The organism is Aureisphaera galaxeae (assembly GCF_028561275.1).
Lineage (GTDB): Bacteria > Bacteroidota > Bacteroidia > Flavobacteriales > Flavobacteriaceae > Aureisphaera > Aureisphaera galaxeae.
This window is the reverse complement of sequence record NZ_JAQQTF010000007.1, coordinates 72,086-85,909: the sequence shown is the minus strand read 5'-3', so window position 1 is coordinate 85,909 and position 13,824 is coordinate 72,086. Positions and strand designations below refer to the sequence as shown.

The window sequence follows — 13,824 nt, the reverse complement described above, 5'->3', positions numbered from 1 at the left end:
TGAAAAGTTGATTCCGAAAGAAGAAAGCGTTTATATAAAAACAAAAGATTTCCTCGTAAGCCACGAGGAATTTTCTTTGGTGCAAAATGAAGCCTTTGGGTTTTTGGAAACAAAACCTTGTCCTCAAGCTGAAGACCTTTCCAAATATTACGAAAGTGAAGAATACATTTCGCATACTGATTCCAAAAAAGGTTTGCTTTCGTTTTTGTACCAATCCGTAAAAACCTATTCCCTTAAAAAGAAAGTTTCACTCATCTCAAGATTGAATGAAGGGAAAGGATCTTTGTTGGACATCGGAGCGGGAACTGGAGAATTTTTAAAAGTGGCTCAAGAAAAAGGATGGAGCATTCATGGAGTAGAGGTGAGCGAAAAGGCACGAGATTTTGCAAAAGAAAAAAATGTGTCCCTAGAAAAAGGAATGGATGCTTTTGCAGGAAAACAATTCGATGTGGTTTCCCTTTGGCATGTGTTAGAACATTTACCCGATCTAGAAGAAGCCGTTCACAAAATCGAAGCTTTGGTTCGACCAGGAGGGAACTTAATCATTGCTGTTCCTAATTTCAATTCTTGGGATGCAAAGCACTACAAAGAATTTTGGGCGGCCTATGATGTGCCAAGACATCTTTGGCATTTTTCACAAAGCTCAATGCGAAAGCTTATCTCTGAACATTTCAAATTAGTTGCAACGCGTCCAATGCCCTTCGATGCATTTTATGTGAGTCTACTTTCTGAAAAATACAAAACTGGAAATTCATTTTCCCTCAAGGCATTTTGGAAAGGATTTAGATCAAATCTCTCTGCCATGTCATCCAAAGAGTATTCTTCCTTGCTTTACTGCTTCCAAAAGGAGAAATAAGCCAAAAAGAGCGCTTGTACGGCCAATTTGAGCCGCAGGCTTGGTGTTTGGGTGCTCTTTTTTGAAAAAGGCCTTAAAACAGCTTATTTAAAGCCTGTTTTAATAATCATTGATTATTTTGTCTTAACAAAGCGATAGATTTTTCTTATATCACTTCCTTCTTGTGAATAAGGCGCGTCAATTGGATGGAAAGATCGGTGAAAATAATTTTGGCATTTCCATTTCGTTCCACATGATAAAGGGCATCTTCCAATCCCTTCAAAATTTCATAGATGTTATTTTGATGCACAAAAGGAGCAAATTTTTCCAAGGAGAATTTTGGGTCTTGGGTTTCCAAATAAACCAACGAATCCAAGCCGTAATTTTTAAGCAAGGCTTGGCGGAATAGTTCGATGCAATATTGCAGAAAATTCTTTTGGGTTTCGCGACCCTTTCCAGCTACCTTTTCACTCCACTGTAACAGATCCTGAATGGCCTTCTTATTTCCTTTGGACTTAAAGGCGGATCGTACCCAAGCTACAAACCATTCTTCGAACACCAAATCCTCGTTGTCCTTGGAGAGAATATGCAGGGCTTTATTGTAATCCCCATGGGCTTGTCTACTGATTCTCAGGGCTTCAGATTCTGAAACGTTCGTTTTAGAAACCAATGCTTTGGCAATTTCGCTTTCTGGTAACAGCGGTACTTGTAGCAGTTGACAGCGCGAACGTATGGTATTGATAATTTGTTCTGAGTCTTCGGCAAGGAACAACAAAACGGTCTTTTCCGGCGGCTCCTCAACCAACTTCAGGATCTTGTTGGAGCATTCCGTATTCATCCGATCGGCCATCCAAACGATCATGATTTTGAACCCGCCTTCATAGGCTTTCAAGGCCAGTTTTTTCGAAATGTCTTCGGCTTCTAGTACACTAATATTCCCCTGCTTATTTTCTATACCCAATTGTTGAAACCAATCGAAAAGGGATCCATAAGGGTTCTCATTCAAGAAGTTACGCCATTCTTCCATAAACAAACTCGACACTGCATTTTTCTTCACGGTGTCGTTGGTGTTTACGGGATATACGAAGTGTAAATCGGGATGGGTAAATTGGTGTACATTTCTAGCGCAGCGCTCATAGGCTTGGGATCCTTCTTCATGCGTGCTGCACAACAATTCCCTGGCATAGGCAATGGCCAAGGGTAGCAATCCACTTCCTGCAGGACCGTGGAACAATTGTGCATGGGCAATCCTGCCTTGTTGCACCGTGGTCCTTAGATGATTCTTGATATGGGTGTGACCAATGATTTCGGAAAAATCCATAGGCAAAACTACACATTTTTTTCAGGCGAAAATTCATACCATTCCCTTAATACGCTGACGGTGAAAATGAATTATATTTGCCCCGTAAAAATTCACCTATGAAGACAATTAACGACTTTAATTTCAAAGATAAGAAAGCCCTTATTCGCGTAGACTTCAATGTTCCTTTAAACGACGCACAGGAAGTGACGGATACTACGAGGATCGAAGCGGCGAAGCCAACCATCATTAAAATTTTGGAAGATGGGGGAAGTTGTATTCTTATGTCACACCTTGGGCGCCCTAAGGCAAAAGAAGCGGAATTTTCTTTGAAACATGTGGTGAACAGCGCTTCCGAAATTCTTGGCGTTCAGGTGAAATTTGCGGACGATTGCATTGGGGATAGCGTAAAGGAAGCAGTAGATGGACTGCAACCTGGTGAAATTTTATTGTTGGAAAACCTGCGTTATCACCCGGAGGAAAAGGCAGGGGATGCTTCTTTTGCGAAAGAGCTGGCCGCTTTCGGCGACATCTACGTGAACGATGCTTTTGGAACCGCCCACAGGGCTCATGCATCAACAGCCGTCATTGCTCAATTCTTTCGGGACAACAAGTGCTTCGGGAACCTTCTGGCTTCCGAAATCGTAAACGTAAACAAGGTGTTGAGTGATGGGGAGAAGCCCGTAACTGCCATTATTGGAGGGGCTAAGGTGTCTTCAAAAATTACCATCATAGAAAACATACTCGATAAAATAGACCATCTCATCATTGGTGGTGGTATGGCGTTCACCTTTGTTAAGGCGAAGGGTGGACAAATAGGAAACTCTTTGGTAGAAGATGACAAGCAACAACTGGCTTTGGAAATCCTTGATAAAGCCCAGCAGAAAAACGTGGAAGTTCACCTTCCAGTGGACTGTATCATAGCAGATGCTTTTTCCAAAGACGCCAATACGGATACCGCCGCCATTAATAACATTCCCGATGGATGGATGGGATTGGACGGAGCTACCCAAACGCGCGAATTATTTGCCAGCGTTATTGTAAAATCAAGGACGATCTTGTTCAACGGACCTATTGGCGTTTTCGAAATGGACAAGTTTGCTCAAGGAACCGTTGATGTTTGTACCGCAATCGCCGAGGCCACTGCAGATGGGGCCTTCTCACTTGTTGGGGGTGGGGATTCTGTCGCTGCCGTAAAGCAATTCGACTTCGGAAACAAAGTGAGCTATGTATCTACAGGAGGAGGCGCTATGCTCGAAATGCTGGAAGGAAAGACCCTGCCTGGGATCAAGGCCATCTTGGACTAATTGCCAAAACCCTATTAAATTGTTTGCCCCAAAGGGGTAAATCCTTACTTTTATCAAAATTTAGTGGCAAACGCTGCGTTATTCCCTTATGAAATCACCTTTTTTATTCCTTTTGTCGTCTTTTTTGATGGGTAGTTTGTTGGCTCAGGAAGTGGATAGCCAAGCGATCGATTCCTTGCCTACCAAAACCATTCTGGTAGTAGATTCTATCGCAGTTCAAAGTTTTGATAGCGACTTACCAAAGACCATTATTGCAACGCAAACCAAAGACTCCACGGTGTATGACCTGCAAGACAATGCCATGGCCCGAAAACTGGATTCTGTTTGGTTGGACAAGTTGTACAACAACGATCTTTTTGAAGAAGTATATGGTTCCATTACCCAGCAGACCTATGAGCCAGTGGATTATGAGGAGCTGCCAACCGAAGTGTTGAAACAACGCCTCAAGGAATTGGATGCCAGAACCCCTTTCAATGTAGAGTATAACCCTGCATTGGAAAGTGTGATTAAGGGTTATTTAAAGAACCGCCGCAGGACCATGTCCCAGCTCATGGCTTTGAGCGACTATTATTTTCCCATGTTCGAAGAGGAACTGGATCGACAAGGTCTACCCTTGGAATTGAAATATTTAGCCATTGTAGAATCGGCACTGAAACCTACCGCAACTTCTCGGGTTGGGGCTCAGGGACTTTGGCAATTTATGTTCAGTACAGGAAAGATTTTTGGCTTGGAGGTGAATAGCTACGTGGATGAAAGATCGGACCCACTAATGGCTACGGAAGCGGCCGCAAAATACCTGAATAACCTCTACGATAGCTTGGATGATTGGGATCTTGCCCTAGCAGCCTACAATAGTGGTCCTGGAAATGTTTCCAAAGCGATTCGAAGATCGGGAGGCCATCGAAATTATTGGAATATTCGTCATCATCTGCCGCGTGAAACTGCCGGTTATGTACCCGCATTCTTGGCCACCATGTACATATTCGAATTTGCCGAAGAGCATGGTTTTAAGAGCAATGGACCCAAATACCCATATATTGCCACGGACACGATTCGTGTGAAAAAAATGATCACTTTGGAACAGGTGTCCCGCATTACACAGGTAGATTTGGCGGAGATCGAGTTTCTTAATCCCTCCTACAAATTGGGAATCATTCCTGTAATTAAGGATGAGAATTATGTACTTAGACTGCCCGTTGAAGAGGTGGGTAAATTCGTAAATAACGAAGAAGCCATTTATGCACTGGCAGAAAAGGAATTGAATGAACGCGAAAAGCCACTTCCTAAGTTCTTCGAACAGAATGACCGCATACGTTATCGCGTGCGAAGTGGGGATTTTCTTGGCAAAATTGCCAACAGATATGGTGTATCTGTACGAAAAATAAAACAATGGAATGGGCTTAGAAGTGATCGACTTCGCATCGGTCAACGACTTACCATTTACCCTCGAAAACTGGCCAAAACCCCATCCAATTCTGGAGTTGCCAGTAATGCCGTAGCTAAGTCTGGAAAGACGTATACGGTGAAGAATGGAGACTCCTTATGGAGCATTGCACAAAAATTTCCTGGAGTTACCGTAGAGCAATTGAAAAAGTGGAACGATATTAGTGGTACAAAATTGAAGCCCGGGATGACCCTCAAGGTTTCAAAAGGTTAACTATTGAAATACTTCTTCATGAAAAATATCTATTATTTCCTCCTAGCAGGATTGCTTTTGCTGGTTGCCTGCCAAGACTCAGCCTCCTCTAAAAGAGACACCTCCATCTTGACTGATTCCGTAGGGAGAATCAATGGCCTCCAAGTTGTTGTTTCCAATGATTTGTGGAATGGCCCCGTAGGCGAGAAGGTGCGAGAACATTTCGCTGCCCTAGTAGATGGCTTGCCACAACAGGAACCATTATTTACTATCAATCAGCTAAACCCCGACGTGTTCGAAGGGTTTGCACGCACCTACCGAACCTTTGTCCACATTAAACTAGGCGACAAAGACACCGTAATCTTGAAGAAAAACTCCTACGCAAGGCCACAAATAGGAGCTTTCGTAACAGGAACCTCCGAAGAGAAAATCATGGAATTGCTGGACACCGAACAAGCGCGTATTGTAGCTGCTTTTCGTAATGCGGAACTCAAAGAAAGACAAAAGAGAACAAAACGTTCCGTTAAGAAAATAGATTCCCTCAAGGAACGATTTGGATTAAGCCTTAAGGTTCCAAGCGCTTATCGTTTGGCCGCTGCTAGCGATGACTACTATTGGATGCGAAAGGACCTAAAACAGGGCACCACCAATATTTTAATTTATCAAATCCCAATGTCATTTATTACCAATGACTCTACCGCCATTGGCGATATCATTAAGATGCGGGATTCTATAGGGTCCGGTTATTTGCCAGTAGAAGACGACGCTTTGTTTATTACCGAAGAAGCCTATGCTCCTTATTTGTTTACCACAGAAATCGATGGGAAGTTTGCCTATGAAACCAAGGGAACTTGGGAGGTAAAGGATGCCTTTATGGCGGGGCCTTTCTTAAATTATGCTATCCGCGACGAAGCAAATAGCCGTTATTTAATTTTGGAAGGGTTTACGTATGCCCCTTCGGTAGAGAAGCGCGATCTGCAATTTGAATTGGAATCCATTTTGAAGTCGGCCAAGATTGAGTAGGCCGAAACAATATATCACAAAAAAAAGCCCGTGAGATCTCACGGGCTTTTCTATTCTGTAAGGCGATAAACGCTTATTTTTTGTCTTCTATCTGATCTGTGGTATCTTCCTTGGAAGCATCCTTAAACTCTTTGATACCGCTTCCCAATCCTCGCATTAATTCTGGTATTTTTCTTCCTCCAAAAAGCAACAATACGATAACAACGATCAATACAATTTGCCAAGGTCCTATGGCAAGGGGTAATACTAAAGATTCCATTTGCATAAATTTATGAGGCAAAGGTAACAAGAATTTCGTAGATAGAACGTTTTCACCTTAAGTTTAATGGCAAAGCCTTACATTTGCAACCCACAGCTTTCGTAAATGGCAAAAAAGGAAAAAAGAGGAAAGAAAATCAGGAAAAAACTGCTGCACAAGTACCGCTTGGTGGTACTTAACGAGGCAACTTTTGAGGAGCGCTTTTCCTTTAAATTGAACCGGCTTAATGTGTTTGTGTTCAGTTCTATTTCTGCGCTCATCCTCATCGTTTTAACCATTCTGCTCATTGCTTTTACGCCTTTACGTGAGTATATTCCGGGGTATTCCTCTACTTCGCTTAAAAAACAAGCGGTCACCTTAGCATTTAAAACAGACTCCTTACAACAGGCGATTTCCATAAACGAGCAATACATTGCTTCCATAAAGAAAGTACTTACGGGCGATGTAAAAGCAGTCGATTTTAATAGGGATTCTATCATCGAGGCGGCACAAACCGACACCTCTGGAGTCGATTTATCCCCTTCTGCCCAGGATTTACTGTTGCGCGAAATTGTATCGCAGGAAGACAAGTACAATCCACTTATCGATAACGAACAACCCAATTTTGTGCTATTCGCCCCTGTGAAAGGGCCTATTTCCGAAAATTATGATCCCGAAAGCAAGCATTTTGCAGTAGACATTGTCACAACAAAGGACAGTCCTATCTTAGCTGCTGGCGATGGTACCGTGATTTTTGCCGAATGGACCGCAGAAACCGGTAACGTGATTATCATTAGGCACAACAACAACCTCATATCCGTATACAAACACAATGCTTCCCTGAACAAACAACAAGGCGATTTGGTGAAGGCCGGAGAAGTCATTGCACGTGCCGGAAATACAGGGGAACTTACCACGGGCCCCCATTTACATTTCGAATTATGGAGCGATGGATATCCCATAGACCCAACCAATTTTATTGATTTCGATTAACTATGTCCCTAAAGTCGTTTGGAGCCAAGATTTTTGCCAGCCGAGTTGTAAAAAAAATGAACCGTTGGATTTCCAAACCTGAGGAAACCCAACAAAAGGTCTTTCAAGAACTCATCCGAAAAGCCAAAGACACACAATTCGGGAAAGATCATGACTTTGCCAACATTAGTTCTTTTTCCGAATTCGCCGCCAATGTACCCATCAGGGATTACGAACAACTAAGGCCCTATGCAGATCGAGTGGTCAATGGAGAAAAGGACATCTTATGGCCGGGACAGCCCTTGTATTTTGCAAAGACATCGGGAACCACCTCTGGGGCCAAGTACATTCCACTCACGAAGGAGTCGATGCCTACACACATAGAAGCAGCTCGAAACGCCCTTCTCTGTTATATCCACGAAACCGGGAATACTCAATTTGTGGATGGTAAAATGATCTTTTTGCAGGGAAGCCCTGTATTGGATGAGAAGAATGGTATAAAGCTTGGCAGGTTATCAGGCATCGTGGCGCATTACGTGCCGGGATACCTTCTTAAAAACCGACTTCCAAGTTGGGATACCAATTGTATTGAGGATTGGGAAACCAAGGTGGACGCTATTGTAGAAGAAACCAAGGACGAGGATATGACGGTCATTAGTGGGATTCCTTCCTGGGTACAGATGTATTTTGAACGCCTACAAACCACTAGTGGCAAAAAGGTGGGCGAATTGTTCCGAAACTTCAACCTGTTCATTTATGGCGGGGTAAATTACGAACCTTATCGAAAGAAATTTGAAAGCCTAATAGGCCGAAAAGTCGATAGTATCGAACTGTTTCCCGCTTCTGAAGGGTTTTTTGCCTTTCAGAATGAGCAAAAAGACTCGGGATTGTTGTTGCTACTTAATTCAGGGATATTTTATGAATTTGTTCCTGCAGATCAGTTTTTTGAAGAGAACCCGCCCCGTTTGACCATTGGTGAAGTGCAAACAGACGTGAATTATGTGATTATCATATCTACCAACGCTGGTTTATGGGCCTATAACATTGGAGACACGGTGATGTTTACATCAATCAAGCCCTATAAATTGATAGTGACAGGAAGGATTAAACACTTTATTTCTGCCTTTGGGGAACATGTCATAGGAAAAGAGGTAGAGCAGGCCATGAAGGAAGCCATGTCACAGTTTGGCTTTTCCATAACGGAATTTACAGTAGCTCCACAAACTGAGGCAGAAGAAGGATTACCGTACCACGAGTGGTTGGTAGAATTCGATGGGGAACCCGAAAACCTTTCCGAAATCGAAGCGGTGATAGACAGCTCCATGCAGTCCCAGAACAGCTACTATTTCGATCTTATCGATGGAAAAGTACTGCAACCTTTAAAAATTACTCCAGTGCGAAAAGAGAGTTTTAACGATTATATGAAGTCACAAGGAAAGTTAGGAGGACAGAACAAAATTCCAAGACTCTCCAACGACCGCAAAATTGCAGATAGTCTCTTGAAATTTCAAGGATAAAATAGTGTTATCTTTGTCGCGAAAAAGAATGAGTCAATTTCACATTCATACAAGAACAAGGGCGCAAGAAAGTTCCAGCGCCATCGAGCGCATGTACATTACCATGCGCCATTTATTTAATCGCGGCTTTTACAAGCCTATGGGCGTAAGTGGGGAAACCCTTCGGGAAGCACTGCTTATTCTTCGTCCAGAGATTTACGGATCCATTGCCGAGGAAAAGATCGAATTGCAGGGGCTGGTTTACGTTATAGACCGTCTTCCTTATGGTATCGAAGAGTGCAGGTACATTAACCTGACCAGTGATGAAGGCTATAAAAATTCGCATTTTGAGCCTATCATTCCCCTAAAAAGAAGAAGACACTGCTATCGTATAGACGAGGAGCAGATGAATATTGAAGTGACCAGGGGCCGCAGTGAAATCTACGATATCCTTACCCACCTCACATTTCTCTATGTGGAATCGCACAAGATCATGCGGCAGGTGTTGATCAATGATGAAGGGAACTTGATCCGTGATTGGGAAAAGTTGGAAGAAGCGGTGAACAGAAAAGGAAAACTGACACAAGAGCAAAAAGAGATTGCCCTTACACATACTGCCAATTTCCTAGGCCGAACTTTTGAAGAAGTTTCGGAAGTATACCCACAATTTTCCTGCAAGGAAGATCCAGATCGTTTCCTAAAGATCATCTATTACTTGGGGAAAGGCGCTATTGCAGAGCACCTTAGGGACGAAAAACGGCTTATTACCTTCAGTCCCGTGCTGCGGGAACGACTGGGCCACCACATTCACGGGGAACGTTGGGCGTACCGAATAAAACAGGAATTACTTAGCAAAGGACTTTTGGAACGCCCCATACACATCATTAGCGCCAATATGCACAGCGTTATGAACTCTTTGTTTGCCGAGATATCACTCACTACAGAAAAGCGTGGGAAATCGCGCCTAGATCTGTTTGAGATGCTGAGCAAGTCCGAAAATGAGAAGATGCGGAGCAAAGTGAACAAAAAAGCCATGGAAAGTGGTATGGTGTACCTCAAAGATGAGAGCGGAACCAATATCGACGTGCAGATTTTCGATGCAGCACGCCTTCCGGAAAGCATATATACACCGACTGAAGGCGTGGAAGCCCCTGTGATCATCGTTATGGACTATGCTTTTGGCGAGCAGGCCTATGAAACCATGGACGAATTGCTAAAACCGTTGATGCAGAATGGCAAACGTACCTTTTTGAACGTGGATTCCGTATCCATTATGGGGAAAGCTGGAATTTTAGAAGGTGGCAAGGGCGATATCATGATTCCGTCCTCCCATATTTTCGAGGGAACGGCGGATAATTACCCTTTCAAAAACCAATTGAAAAAGAAAAACTTTGAAGATGAGGGCCTTAACGTATGTACCGGCTCCATGATCACTGTATTGGGGACATCCCTTCAAAATAGGGACATCCTAAGGTTTTTCCACGAATCCACTTGGAACGTGATCGGGCTGGAAATGGAAGGGGCACACTATCAGAAAGCAATACAATCGGCTTCCAAAATACGAGGAAGTATCAATCCGAAGGTAAAGGTGAGATATGCATACTATGCCAGTGATAATCCTTTGGAAACGGGAAGCACTTTGGCATCGGGTGGATTAGGCACTACAGGTGTAAAACCTACCTATGCAATCACCGAAAAAATGTTAAAGCAAATTTTAGAGCAACCTAAAAAAATATTTTGAGAAACAACAAAGTCTTAGTTACCGGCGGCGCAGGGTTCATTGGATCCAATTACGTAGGGTATGTTTTGGAGTCCACAGAGGACGAAATTTATGTGTTGGATAAGCTCACTTATGCGGGGGATATGAGAAACCTAGGAGGTTTTTCAGATCATGTCCGCTACCATTTTATTCAGGGGGACATTTGCGACGAAAAACTTGTAAATGAACTGTTTGAAGAGCACCAATTCAATAGAGTGGTACATTTTGCGGCAGAATCGCATGTGGACAACTCAATTTCAGGTCCAGGAGCCTTCATTGAAACCAATATTGTAGGCACGTTTACTCTTTTGCATGCAGCTTACAAGACTTGGATGAAGGGTCCAAACGATTTTAGGGAAGGATTCGAAGAAGCAAGGTTTCTGCACGTCTCTACCGATGAGGTGTATGGTACCTTGGGGGATACAGGATTGTTTACCGAAACCACAGCCTACGCGCCCAATAGCCCATACAGTGCGTCCAAGGCTTCTTCAGACTTTATCGTAAGAAGTTATTTCCACACGTATCATATGCCTGTGGTAACGACCAATTGTTCCAATAACTACGGCCCCAACCAACATAAGGAAAAGCTGATCCCTACCATTATCCGAAAAGCGATTTCTGGAGAACCCATCCCTATCTATGGCGATGGGCAGAATGTAAGGGATTGGTTGTATGTGCGCGACCATTGCGTAGGCATTAAGTTGGCTCTAGACAAAGGAGTTTTGGGTGAAACCTACAATATTGGTGGCCGAAATGAGCGTAAAAACCTATACATTGCCCACACCATTTGCGACATGTTGGATGAATTGCAACCCAAGGAAGGTTCTTACCGCGATCAGATCAGTTTTGTGACCGATCGACCGGGGCATGATTTCCGATATGCTATAGATGCTACCAAAATTGAAGGGGATTTAGGTTGGAAGGCCGATGAAAATTTTGAAAGTGGTATACAAAAGACCATAGAATGGTACCTAAACAACCAAGATAGACTGCTATGAAGGGAATCATACTCGCCGGTGGCTCCGGCACCAGATTGCACCCGTTAACCTTGGCAGTGAGCAAGCAGCTCATGCCCGTATACGACAAACCCATGATCTATTATCCCTTGTCTACCCTTATGTATTCGGGTATTCGGGAAATATTGATCATTTCTACCCCGCAGGATCTCCCTTTGTTTGAGAAACTACTGGGCGATGGGAAAAAATTCGGATGTGATTTTCAATACGCTGTTCAGGAACACCCGAACGGACTGGCGGAAGCCTTCATCATTGGAAAAGATTTTATCGGCGATGACAAAGTAGCCCTTATTCTTGGAGACAATATTTTCTACGGTAGTGGACTCAAGAAATTGCTCCAGAGCAACAATGATCCCGATGGCGGGGTTATCTATGCCTATCATGTTCAGGACCCAGAACGCTATGGCGTAGTGGAGTTCGATGCCAGCGGCAAGGCACTTTCCATCGAAGAAAAGCCAGAAAATCCAAAATCGAACTATGCGGTTCCTGGAATTTATTTCTTCGACAACTCCGTTGTGGATATAGCGGCCAACATTGCACCCAGCGCAAGGGGCGAATTGGAAATTACCGATGTAAACAATGTGTATTTGCAGCAAGGAAAATTGAGCGTAAGCATTTTAGATAAAGGAACTGCTTGGCTGGATACGGGAACCTTCGGATCGTTGATGCAAGCCTCCCAATTCGTGCAAGTGATCGAGGAGAGACAAGGGCTTAAGATCGGGGCGATCGAAGAAGCAGCCTATGAAATGGGCTATATCACTAAGGAACAACTCATACAATTAGCCGAACCTTTGCTGAAAAGTGGTTACGGCAAGCATTTAATTCAATTGGACTAAAAGTGGAAGTTACCCAAACCCCTCTTAAGGACTGCTTCGTGGTAAAACCAAGGGTGTTTTACGATGATCGGGGCTTTTTTTGTGAAACATTCAATCAAAAAACCTTCAGGGAAGCCACTGGATTGGATGTGGATTTCGTTCAGGACAATCAGTCGGTTTCTTCCAAAGGGGTACTTCGCGGTCTACACTTTCAGACCGGGGAAATGGCGCAGGCAAAACTGGTAAGGGTCATTAAAGGAGAAGTTATGGATGTCGTGGTCGACCTTCGGAAGGATTCTGAAACCTTTGGGAAGTACTACTCCATTATTTTAAGTGAGAAAAACCATCTTCAGCTCTTTGTTCCACGTGGATTTGCCCATGGATTCATCACTCTTTCCGAGAAGTCCGTTTTCTCCTATAAATGCGATAATTTTTATCACAAAGAAAGTGAAGGAGGGATCATTTATAACGACGCAACCCTGTGTATCGATTGGCATCTTGCCAAGGAAGATTTATTAGTTTCAGAAAAAGACCTACAACTTCCCACTTTTGAGGAAGCAATTCAATGAGCAAAATACTGGTAACAGGCGCAGACGGACAATTGGGAAAATGCCTTAGGGATGCCTCCAAGGATTTCGATAATTACGACTTTGTATTTGTGAATCGAGGGCAGTTGGACGTTACCAATAAGGCTTCTATCGATGCGTTGTTTGCAACCGAAACGTTTCAGTATTGTATCAATGCTGCGGCCTATACCAATGTGGAGAAGGCCGAAAGTGAAGAGGAAAGTGCCTATTTGGTGAATGCCGAAGGTGCTAAGAACATCGCTGAAGCCTGTGAGGAAAGAGAAATAACGCTCATCCATATTTCTACTGACTATGTGTTCGATGGTACCAAGCGATCTCCCTATGTGGAAACCGACGAAACCCACGCGATTAGTGTTTATGGCGCTTCGAAACTGAAGGGGGAAGAATGGATTCAGGAAAAATGTACAAGACATTTCATAATGAGAACTTCGTGGCTGTATTCACAGTACGGGCACAACTTTTTTAACTCTATGCTTCGGTTTGCGGATGAAGGCCGGGATTTAAGCATTACCACCGAACAGCTGGGAACCCCTACCAATGCCAATGATTTGGCGTATGCTGCGCTGAGTATTATAGCTTCTGGTAGTGAAGCCTACGGAATATATCATTTCAGCAATGAAGGAGCAGCCACTTGGTTCGATTTTGCCAAGGCCATATTCGAGCATACGGGAAAATTAGAAGCCGTATCACTTGAAAAAACCGACCATTACCGTACTTTTGCAGCCAGACCGGCCTATAGTGTGTTGAGCAAGGAAAAGTTTTATAACCATTTCAATACCCCCCGATTGGATTGGCAGGAGTCGTTGAAAATTTTAATTGACAATCAAAAAAGTGTTTGAC

13 protein-coding genes are annotated in these 13,824 nt (G+C 43.4%); 11 read left to right on the top strand and 2 right to left on the bottom strand.

Annotated features, from left to right (window positions below):
- Nucleotides 1–7 precede the first annotated feature (7 nt).
- The gene (locus POV27_RS13585; RefSeq protein WP_336375838.1) at nucleotides 8–856 is read left to right on the top strand and encodes a class I SAM-dependent methyltransferase; all 849 of its coding nucleotides are present in this window, start codon (nucleotides 8–10) and stop codon (nucleotides 854–856) included.
- 145 nt (nucleotides 857–1,001) lie between these two features.
- On the opposite strand, the gene POV27_RS13580 is transcribed toward POV27_RS13585, so the two are convergent.
- Nucleotides 1,002–2,156, bottom strand: coding sequence for a DNA polymerase III subunit (locus POV27_RS13580; protein WP_272863331.1), 1,155 nt, complete (start codon nucleotides 2,154–2,156; stop codon nucleotides 1,002–1,004).
- A gap of 98 nt (nucleotides 2,157–2,254) precedes the next feature.
- Between POV27_RS13580 and POV27_RS13575 the strand changes: the two genes are divergently transcribed.
- The 3 genes from POV27_RS13575 (at nucleotide 2,255) to POV27_RS13565 (ending at nucleotide 6,101) form a co-directional block, all read left to right on the top strand.
- On the top strand, nucleotides 2,255–3,442 hold the full coding sequence (locus POV27_RS13575; protein WP_272863330.1) for a phosphoglycerate kinase: 1,188 nt from the start codon (nucleotides 2,255–2,257) through the stop codon (nucleotides 3,440–3,442).
- 88 nt (nucleotides 3,443–3,530) lie between these two features.
- On the top strand, nucleotides 3,531–5,099 hold the full coding sequence (locus tag POV27_RS13570; protein WP_272863329.1) for a LysM peptidoglycan-binding domain-containing protein: 1,569 nt from the start codon (nucleotides 3,531–3,533) through the stop codon (nucleotides 5,097–5,099).
- Between the two features lie 18 nt (nucleotides 5,100–5,117).
- Nucleotides 5,118–6,101, top strand: a complete 984-nt coding sequence (locus POV27_RS13565) for a DUF4837 family protein (RefSeq protein ID WP_272863328.1) — start codon at nucleotides 5,118–5,120, stop codon at nucleotides 6,099–6,101.
- A gap of 73 nt (nucleotides 6,102–6,174) precedes the next feature.
- Here the strand turns inward: POV27_RS13565 and tatA are convergent, their stop codons facing one another.
- On the bottom strand, nucleotides 6,175–6,360 hold the full coding sequence (gene tatA, locus POV27_RS13560) for a twin-arginine translocase TatA/TatE family subunit (RefSeq protein WP_272863327.1): 186 nt from the start codon (nucleotides 6,358–6,360) through the stop codon (nucleotides 6,175–6,177).
- 105 nt (nucleotides 6,361–6,465) lie between these two features.
- Between tatA and POV27_RS13555 the strand changes: the two genes are divergently transcribed.
- The 7 genes from POV27_RS13555 to rfbD are packed head-to-tail and all read left to right on the top strand — an operon-like array spanning nucleotide 6,466 to nucleotide 13,823.
- A complete protein-coding gene (locus POV27_RS13555; RefSeq protein ID WP_272863326.1) occupies nucleotides 6,466–7,332 on the top strand; it encodes a M23 family metallopeptidase in 867 nt (288 codons plus the stop codon).
- A gap of 2 nt (nucleotides 7,333–7,334) precedes the next feature.
- Nucleotides 7,335–8,828 (top strand): GH3 auxin-responsive promoter family protein, encoded by a 1,494-nt coding sequence (locus POV27_RS13550; protein ID WP_272863325.1) that lies wholly within the window; start codon nucleotides 7,335–7,337, stop codon nucleotides 8,826–8,828.
- Nucleotides 8,829–8,856: 28 nt separating this feature from the next.
- Nucleotides 8,857–10,548 (top strand): DUF6909 family protein, encoded by a 1,692-nt coding sequence (locus tag POV27_RS13545; RefSeq protein WP_272863324.1) that lies wholly within the window; start codon nucleotides 8,857–8,859, stop codon nucleotides 10,546–10,548.
- Nucleotides 10,545–11,564, top strand: coding sequence for a dTDP-glucose 4,6-dehydratase (gene rfbB, locus POV27_RS13540; protein WP_272863323.1), 1,020 nt, complete (start codon nucleotides 10,545–10,547; stop codon nucleotides 11,562–11,564). The genes POV27_RS13545 and rfbB overlap by 4 nt, the downstream gene beginning before the upstream one ends.
- Entirely contained in the window at nucleotides 11,561–12,418 is an 858-nt protein-coding gene (gene rfbA / locus POV27_RS13535; RefSeq protein WP_272863322.1) for a glucose-1-phosphate thymidylyltransferase RfbA, read from the top strand. Before rfbB ends, rfbA begins: the two co-directional genes overlap by 4 nt.
- Nucleotides 12,419–12,420: 2 nt before the next feature.
- Entirely contained in the window at nucleotides 12,421–12,966 is a 546-nt protein-coding gene (gene rfbC / locus POV27_RS13530; RefSeq protein WP_272863321.1) for a dTDP-4-dehydrorhamnose 3,5-epimerase, read from the top strand.
- The gene (gene rfbD, locus POV27_RS13525; protein WP_272863320.1) at nucleotides 12,963–13,823 is read left to right on the top strand and encodes a dTDP-4-dehydrorhamnose reductase; all 861 of its coding nucleotides are present in this window, start codon (nucleotides 12,963–12,965) and stop codon (nucleotides 13,821–13,823) included. The genes rfbC and rfbD overlap by 4 nt, the downstream gene beginning before the upstream one ends.
- Nucleotide 13,824 lies beyond the last annotated feature (1 nt).